Consider the following 6,380-nt stretch of genomic DNA (forward strand, 5'->3'; position numbering starts at 1 on the left):
CGTCAGCATCGTGCTCTGTGCCCGATCGTATCCTCGCATCTTCCGCTTCCTCCTCAACCCAACTGGCCTCGTTCCACTATACCGATGCAAAACCTTCCGTCGATCCCATCGAAGAGGCGTTTCTCAACACCCTGCTAGGACTCGTTCACATAGCCTTGGCGATCACGGGAGTCCTTATCGCGATGCGTGCGGCAAACCTTACACGCCGCCTGGACGCGCTGGTCTTTGCCGGCGCGTCGATTATCGCCGCGTTGTTAGCCACCGATTTGTCATGGACGATTTGGGAGCACGTCGCCACGCTTCAATACCTGGCTTATCCGTAGCGCACGCTTTGCGTTCCTGCCCTGTTCATGCCGCTGTTGGCGCTCTACGCCTTCGAGCGCATAGGCCCCCGGCTGGCATCGGTAGCGATTGTAGTCCTGGTACTACTCAACATCGCGCATACCCAACCCAAGGGAATTCAGACCTATGATGAAGCGTATTACGGTGCAGATTCGATCGCTCACCTGGGGATAAACACGACGACTCGCGAAGAATATGAGCCGCGGACGGTGCTTTACCGTCCTTACTTCGAAAATGTCCTGCTCAAAGGTGTGCGATCCGCGCCCGTGGTATCTCAACTCGCCGTCAGCTCGAATCGCCAGTCGTTCAAGGTCGATGCGAGCGAGGCCGCTCTCATGGAGGATTCGCTCTTCGACTATCCGGGATGGACAGTGCTGGTTGACGATCGGGAAGTTGCGACGTCACCCGCGCCTGAGAGTGGAGAGATAACCTTCAACGTCCCGGCCGGAACACACGATGTCACGATCGAGTTGCGTCCTACAGCTATTCGCCGATGGTCCTACTATATATCTCTAGCTACCACCGCTTTGATGGCTCTGATCATGATGTTCGCAATAGTCGCCGCCTGGAATCGCGCGGAGCCTGTCGAGAATGCTGGCCCCATACCTACAAAGACTCGTTCCAGGAAGAGATCTCGCCGCTAGGATGCGAATATCTCTTCGAAGAAATCAGCCATCGCCTTCCACGATCGCGCGTCCACGAGCTTGTTGTAGCCGATGCCCGGCATCCTGAGGCTGTCCGATTGCGGATTGGTGAAGCTGTGCTTCGCGCCTCCATAGGTGATGACCTGCCAGTCCGCGCCGGCTTTGATCATCTCGGCCTCGAAGGCATTGACCTGCTCGAACGGGATCATGGTGTCATCGGCGCCGGTGCAAACGAGGATCTTCGCCTTGACTTTGCCAGGCTCGGCGGGCCGCTGCGTCTGGAGGCCGCCGTGAAAGCTGACTATCCCTCTGAGTGGCGCGCCGTCGCGAGCAAGCTCGAGCGAAAACGTGCCGCCCATGCAGAATCCGATCGCGGCGAGTCGCCCGCCGTCGGTCTGAGGCATCGACGCGAGATGATCGAGCGCGGCTCGCCCGCGTTTGCGAAGTTTCGACGGGTCGGTAAACAACGGCGTCGCGAGCTTCATCGCCTCCGGCAGGCTTGAGACCTCGACTCCGTTTCCGTAAGGGTCGCCGGCGAAAGCGACGTAGCCCAGCTCTGCCAGCCGCTCAGCTCGCTTCTTCGCGTGGTCGCCCAGGCCGAACGCTTCCGGCATCACGAGAACGCCCGGGCGCTTGCCGGACTTCTTGTCGTCGAAAGCCAGATAGCCGCGAAGCGTTACGTCTCCGTCCTTGTATTCAACAGTCTCTGTCTTCATGCGAGTCTCCAATGGTTGTGAATCAGCGCCATCTTGCACGATTCGGCCATTTTCTGGAAGCGGCGGAATAGTTGTAAGTTAGCGCTTCGAGAGTCGGAGGAGACGCAAATGCTCGAGCTGTATCACGCACATATTTCGACGTGCAGTCAGAAGGCCCGGCTGTGCCTGGCAGAGAAAGGTCTGGCATGGACGAGTCATCCGATCGAGTTTGCGACCGGCGATCATCTGAAGCCCGCGTACCTCGCGCTCAATCCCAACGGCGTCGTGCCGACATTGGTGCATGACGGCCGGCCCGTCATCGACTCATCGGTGATTTGCGAATATCTCGAGGAGATCGCTCCAGCCGAAGGTACCGCGCTGATGCCTCGCGACGCCTACGGAAGGGCGAAGGTTCGCGCGTGGCTGCGGTACATCGAGGAGGTGCCGACGGCGGCGATTCGGGTGCCGTCGTTCAACGGGCTTTTCCTCAAGGGATGGCGCCAGATGAGCGACACGCAACGCGCGCGCTACATCGAAGCGACGCCGCTGCGCAAGGGTCACTACCGGCGCTTCGGCACCGACGGCTTCTCGAAAGATCAGGTGGACGAATCCACGGAGCGATTGCGCCAGACAGTCGAGCGAATCGACGGCGCAATCACGAAGGGAACTGAGTGGCTGGCCGGGAACTCGATTTCGCTCGCCGACCTGTGCGTCCTGCCGACGATCGTGCGCATGTCGGACATCGGCCTCGAAGATGTCTGGCGCGACTTGCCCAACATGACGGATTGGTACGCGCGGATAAGAGCCCGGCCATCATTCGAGAAGGCGTTCTATCCGGGCTCGCACGTGTCGGTTGATGATTAGAAGCTCGCCGCTGAATTCGCGGCGCGACGAGAGTTCTGCTAGGAACATGGTTTATGGCAGGTCCCGATTTCACTCAGTTCAAGCTGGTGCCGAAGGGCCATTCGTTCGAAGAATTCCGCGAAGGCCAGGTCTTCGAGCATCATTGGGGCCGCACGATAAACGCCGGCGACAATTCGCTCTTCACCACCGCGACGCTCGCGCATTGCCCGCTGTACTTCAACGCCGAGTATGCGCGCGTGCACGGTCATCCCGACGTGGTCGTTAATCCGATGCTGGTTGCGTGCACGGTGGTCGGCATTTCGGTCGAGGATTTGAGCGAAGCGGGCGGCCCATTTCTCGGCATCAACGGTTTGGAATTTCATCGCCCGGTTTATCCCGGCGATACACTTAGCGCGCGCAGCACGGTGGTCTCGACGCGCGAATCCGCAAGTCGCGGCAACTTCGGCATCGTCACCTGGCGCACCGAAGCCCGCAATCAACGCGACGAACTCGTCATCAGCTACGAGCGGACCAACCTCGTCGCCAAACGCAGAGGAGCGCCATTGTGAGTTACATGAACGACGAGCGGCGGATGATTCAGAATGCGGCGCGCGACTTCGCGATGAACGAAGTCCTGCCCATCGCGAACAAGCTCGACCCCGAGCAAGGCGACATCCCGATGGCGCTCCGCGACAAGCTCGCCGAGATGGGCTACTTCGGCGTCGTCATCCCGGAGGAATACGGCGGGCTCGGCCTGGGGGCGTTTGAGTACGCGCTGATCACCGAGGAACTCGCGCGCGCGTGGATGAGCGTCGCAAGCATAATCGCGCGCGGCAACGGACTAGGCGGCGGATTCACGGCGGAGCAGCGGCGCGAATACCTGCCGCGGATGGCGCGCGGAGAATTTCTCGGCGCGGCTGCGCTGTCGGAGCCCGACGCGGGCTCCGACCTCGCCAACGTCTCGTGCAAAGCGACGCGCGACGGCGACGGCTGGATGCTTAACGGCACCAAGACCTGGTGCACGTTTGCCGACGGCGCGGACTTCATCTCGGTGCTGGCGCGCACCAAACAGCCGTCCGATCCGCGCCGCCGTCACGAGGGCATCAGCCAGTTCCTGGTGCTCAAGGAGCGCGGCAAGTTTCCACCGGGACTGACGGGCTCGCCGATTCGTAAGATCGGCTACTTCGGGTGGAAGACGTGGGAGCTGCATTTCGACAATTTCAAGCTGCCGGCCGACGCCCTGCTGGGGCGCGAGCGCGAAGACCGCGGCGAGGGCAAAGGATTCTACGGCGCCGTGAGCGGGCTCGAGGTGGCGCGCGTGCATACCGCGGCGCGTGCGATCGGGCTTGCACGCGGCGGGCTGGAAGACTCACTTGCCTACGCGCAGAAGCGGGTCGCGTTCGGGCAGCCGATCGGAGAGTTCCAGGCGATTCGATTCAAGCTGGCCGAGATGGCGACCGAGATCGAAGCGGCGCGACAGCTTATGTACTTCGTCGCGACGGAAGTCGACAGCAAGCGGCGATGCGACAAAGAGGCTTCGATGGCGAAGCTGTTCGCCTCGGAAATGGCCGAGCGCGTCACCAGCCAGGCCCTGCAAATTCACGGCGGCTACGGCTACACCAAGGACTTTCCGCTCGAGCGCTACTGGCGCGACGCGCGTCTGACAAAAATTTTCGAGGGCACTTCCGAAATCCAGTTGCGGATTATCTCCGACCGCCTGCTGCCTAGGGTAAGAAAGTGAGCACGTTGATATCGAAGCTGACCGGGACGGGAAATTACTTCGAAGACTTCGAAGTCGGCGCGAAATTGCGTCACGCTCGCGGCACCACCATCGGCGAGATCGAAAATCAGATGCTCACGAAGCTCGTGCTTAACACCGCCGATGGCCACTATAACGAGCATCGCATGCGCTCGACGCAATTCGGCCAGCGGCTCGTCTTCGGGCTGGTGACCGGCTCAGTCTGTATCGGGCTGGCGACGCAGGACACCGGCGAAAATGCGCTCGCCGAACTCGGCCTCACGGGAATCAGGTTCACCTCGCCGGTCTTTCATGGCGACACGCTGTACGCATACAGCGAGGTGCTCGAAAAGCGCGACGCCGATCGCGACGACGCCGGCATCGTGCGCTTCAAGCACTGGGGCGCCAAGCACGACGGGACGATCGTCTTTGAGGGCGAGCGCACGGTGCTGATCAAGCGCCGCTCGCATTGGGGCAATCGATGACTGCGCGCACGGGACCGCTCTCGGACGTTCGTGTACTGGATCTCACGCAGGCGCTCGCTGGTCCGTACTGCACGATGCTGCTGGCGGACCTTGGCGCCGACGTTATCAAGGTCGAGCCGCCCGCCGGCGACATGAGCCGCAGCTTGGGGCCGCATCCTGCCGATCGAAAGGGATGCGACTACGGCGGTTACTTCGCGAGCGTCAATCGCAACAAACGCAGCATCGTGCTCGACATCAAGAGCGACGCGGACCGCGAGACGTTTTTCAAACTCGCAAAGACGGCGGACGCGGTCGTCGAGAATGCGAAGACCGGCGTGATGGATCGCGCGGGCATCAGCTACGAGCGCCTGCGCGAAATAAATCCCGCGCTCGTCTATGCCGCGATTCGCGGCTTCGGCGATCCGCGCACCGGCGCGAGTCCGTATGCGGAATGGCCGGCCTTCGACATCGTCGCGCAGAGCATGGGCGGGTTGGTTGCCGTCACGGGTCCGCGAGACGGCGGCGGTTACAAAGCCGGCCCCGCGGTCGGCGACATCTACCCCGGCACGCTCGCCGCGCTCGGAGTAGTGTCCGCGATTCACGCGGCGCGGCGGAGCGGGCAGGGGCAATTTCTCGACGTGGCGATGTACGACGCGATCCTCGCGCTGAGCGAGATGATCGTTTACAGCTACTCGGGCGCCGGCATCGTGCGGGAGCCGGGCGGTAACGGGACGCCGGTGCTGTGTCCGTTCGATATTTTTCCGACGCGCGATGGCGCCGTGGCTATTGCGGCGCCCGGGGAAAATCACTGGAAGGTTCTTTGCGATGCGATCGGCCGGCCTGCGCTCGCGACTGACAATCGCACCCGCAACGTTAACCGGCGCGTCGCGAACGCTGAATTCGTGCGCGGCATTCTCAGCGACTGGACGCAGGCGCATAGCACGCGCGAAATCGTCGATGCGATCGGCGGCAAAGTGCCGGTTGGCCCCGTGAATTCGGCCAAAGATATTTTCAAGGATCCCCATCCGCGGGCGCGCGGCATGCTGGTTGAGGTCGAACAGCCCGGCGACAATCCTCCGCTGACGCTCGCAGGATGTCCGATCAAGCTGACGGGCACACCGTCGGGAATTTACGCGCGCGCGCCGCGGCTGGGCGAGCATACCGAGCAGGTGCTGGCTGACGCGGGAATATCAATCGCGCACAAGGAGCAATCATGATGCTTCGACTAAGACGTTCGGAACTTTCGACGCCCGCTTCGAGTCCGAAAATGATCGAGAAAGCGATGGCGACCGCGGCCGACATGGTGTTTCTTGACCTCGAAGACGCTGTCGCGCCGGCGCAGAAAGAAGCGGCGCGCAAGAACGCCGTCAATGCCCTCCGCAATCTCGATTGGGGCAAAAAAGTTCGCGCGGTGCGGGTCAACGGCGCGGACACGCACTGGGCGCACGACGATGTGATCGAAGTCGTCGATGGCGCGGGCGACAAGCTCGACGTCATCATCGTGCCGAAGCCGAAGGCGCCGCGCGACATCTGGTTTTTCGACACGCTGCTGACGCAGCTCGAAACGAAGCTTCATCTGAAAAACAGGATTGGCCTCGAGGCGTTGATCGAGGAGAGTGCGGCGCTGGCGCGCGTCGAGGAAATTGCGGCAGCG

9 protein-coding genes are annotated in these 6,380 nt (G+C 61.8%); 8 read left to right on the plus strand and 1 reads right to left on the minus strand.

From position 1 onward, the window contains the following. Together VJX68_RS15805 and VJX68_RS15810 are read left to right on the plus strand one after the other, a co-directional pair. The coding region (locus VJX68_RS15805) for a hypothetical protein (RefSeq protein ID WP_324096680.1) at window positions 1-323 on the plus strand (323 nt) is incomplete at its 5' end. Between the two features lie 27 nt (window positions 324-350). Then, window positions 351-986, plus strand: a complete 636-nt coding sequence (locus tag VJX68_RS15810; protein WP_324096681.1) for a hypothetical protein — start codon at window positions 351-353, stop codon at window positions 984-986. Here VJX68_RS15810 and VJX68_RS15815 read toward each other — a convergent pair. Continuing rightward, window positions 983-1,702, minus strand: a complete 720-nt coding sequence (locus VJX68_RS15815; protein ID WP_324096682.1) for a dienelactone hydrolase family protein — start codon at window positions 1,700-1,702, stop codon at window positions 983-985. The two genes, VJX68_RS15810 and VJX68_RS15815, sit on opposite strands and share 4 nt — an antisense overlap. 108 nt (window positions 1,703-1,810) lie before the next feature. On the opposite strand from VJX68_RS15815, the gene VJX68_RS15820 reads away from it, so the two are divergent. The 6 genes from VJX68_RS15820 to VJX68_RS15845 all read left to right on the plus strand — a co-directional run. Further along, window positions 1,811-2,545, plus strand: a complete 735-nt coding sequence (locus VJX68_RS15820) for a glutathione S-transferase family protein (protein WP_324096683.1) — start codon at window positions 1,811-1,813, stop codon at window positions 2,543-2,545. A gap of 53 nt (window positions 2,546-2,598) precedes the next feature. Next, window positions 2,599-3,093: a MaoC family dehydratase gene (locus VJX68_RS15825; RefSeq protein WP_324096684.1), complete on the plus strand. Its 495-nt coding sequence runs from the start codon at window positions 2,599-2,601 to the stop codon at window positions 3,091-3,093. Between the two features lie 5 nt (window positions 3,094-3,098). Continuing rightward, on the plus strand, window positions 3,099-4,265 hold the full coding sequence (locus VJX68_RS15830) for an acyl-CoA dehydrogenase family protein (protein WP_324096688.1): 1,167 nt from the start codon (window positions 3,099-3,101) through the stop codon (window positions 4,263-4,265). Continuing rightward, window positions 4,262-4,747, plus strand: coding sequence for a MaoC family dehydratase (locus tag VJX68_RS15835; protein ID WP_324096685.1), 486 nt, complete (start codon window positions 4,262-4,264; stop codon window positions 4,745-4,747). Before VJX68_RS15830 ends, VJX68_RS15835 begins: the two co-directional genes overlap by 4 nt. After that, window positions 4,744-5,943: a CaiB/BaiF CoA transferase family protein gene (locus VJX68_RS15840; protein WP_324096686.1), complete on the plus strand. Its 1,200-nt coding sequence runs from the start codon at window positions 4,744-4,746 to the stop codon at window positions 5,941-5,943. The genes VJX68_RS15835 and VJX68_RS15840 overlap by 4 nt, the downstream gene beginning before the upstream one ends. After that, window positions 5,940-6,380: HpcH/HpaI aldolase/citrate lyase family protein (locus VJX68_RS15845; RefSeq protein ID WP_324096687.1), on the plus strand; the 441-nt coding region annotated here is incomplete at its 3' end. The genes VJX68_RS15840 and VJX68_RS15845, both read left to right, overlap by 4 nt.

It is taken from the genome of Binatus sp. (SeqCode), from assembly GCF_035272065.1.
In the GTDB taxonomy this organism is placed as follows: Bacteria; Desulfobacterota; Binatia; order Binatales; family Binataceae; genus Binatus.

Excerpts from the sequence above, each read along its gene's own strand:
- VJX68_RS15810 (WP_324096681.1), top strand. The coding sequence starts at position 351 with ATGCCGCTGTTGGCGCTCTACGCCTTCGAGCGCATAGGCCCCCGGCTG.
- VJX68_RS15815 (WP_324096682.1), bottom strand. The coding sequence starts at position 1,702 with ATGAAGACAGAGACTGTTGAATACAAGGACGGAGACGTAACGCTTCGC.
- VJX68_RS15820 (WP_324096683.1), top strand. The coding sequence starts at position 1,811 with ATGCTCGAGCTGTATCACGCACATATTTCGACGTGCAGTCAGAAGGCC.
- VJX68_RS15825 (WP_324096684.1), top strand. The coding sequence starts at position 2,599 with ATGGCAGGTCCCGATTTCACTCAGTTCAAGCTGGTGCCGAAGGGCCAT.
- VJX68_RS15830 (WP_324096688.1), top strand. The coding sequence starts at position 3,099 with ATGAACGACGAGCGGCGGATGATTCAGAATGCGGCGCGCGACTTCGCG.
- VJX68_RS15840 (WP_324096686.1), top strand. The coding sequence starts at position 4,744 with ATGACTGCGCGCACGGGACCGCTCTCGGACGTTCGTGTACTGGATCTC.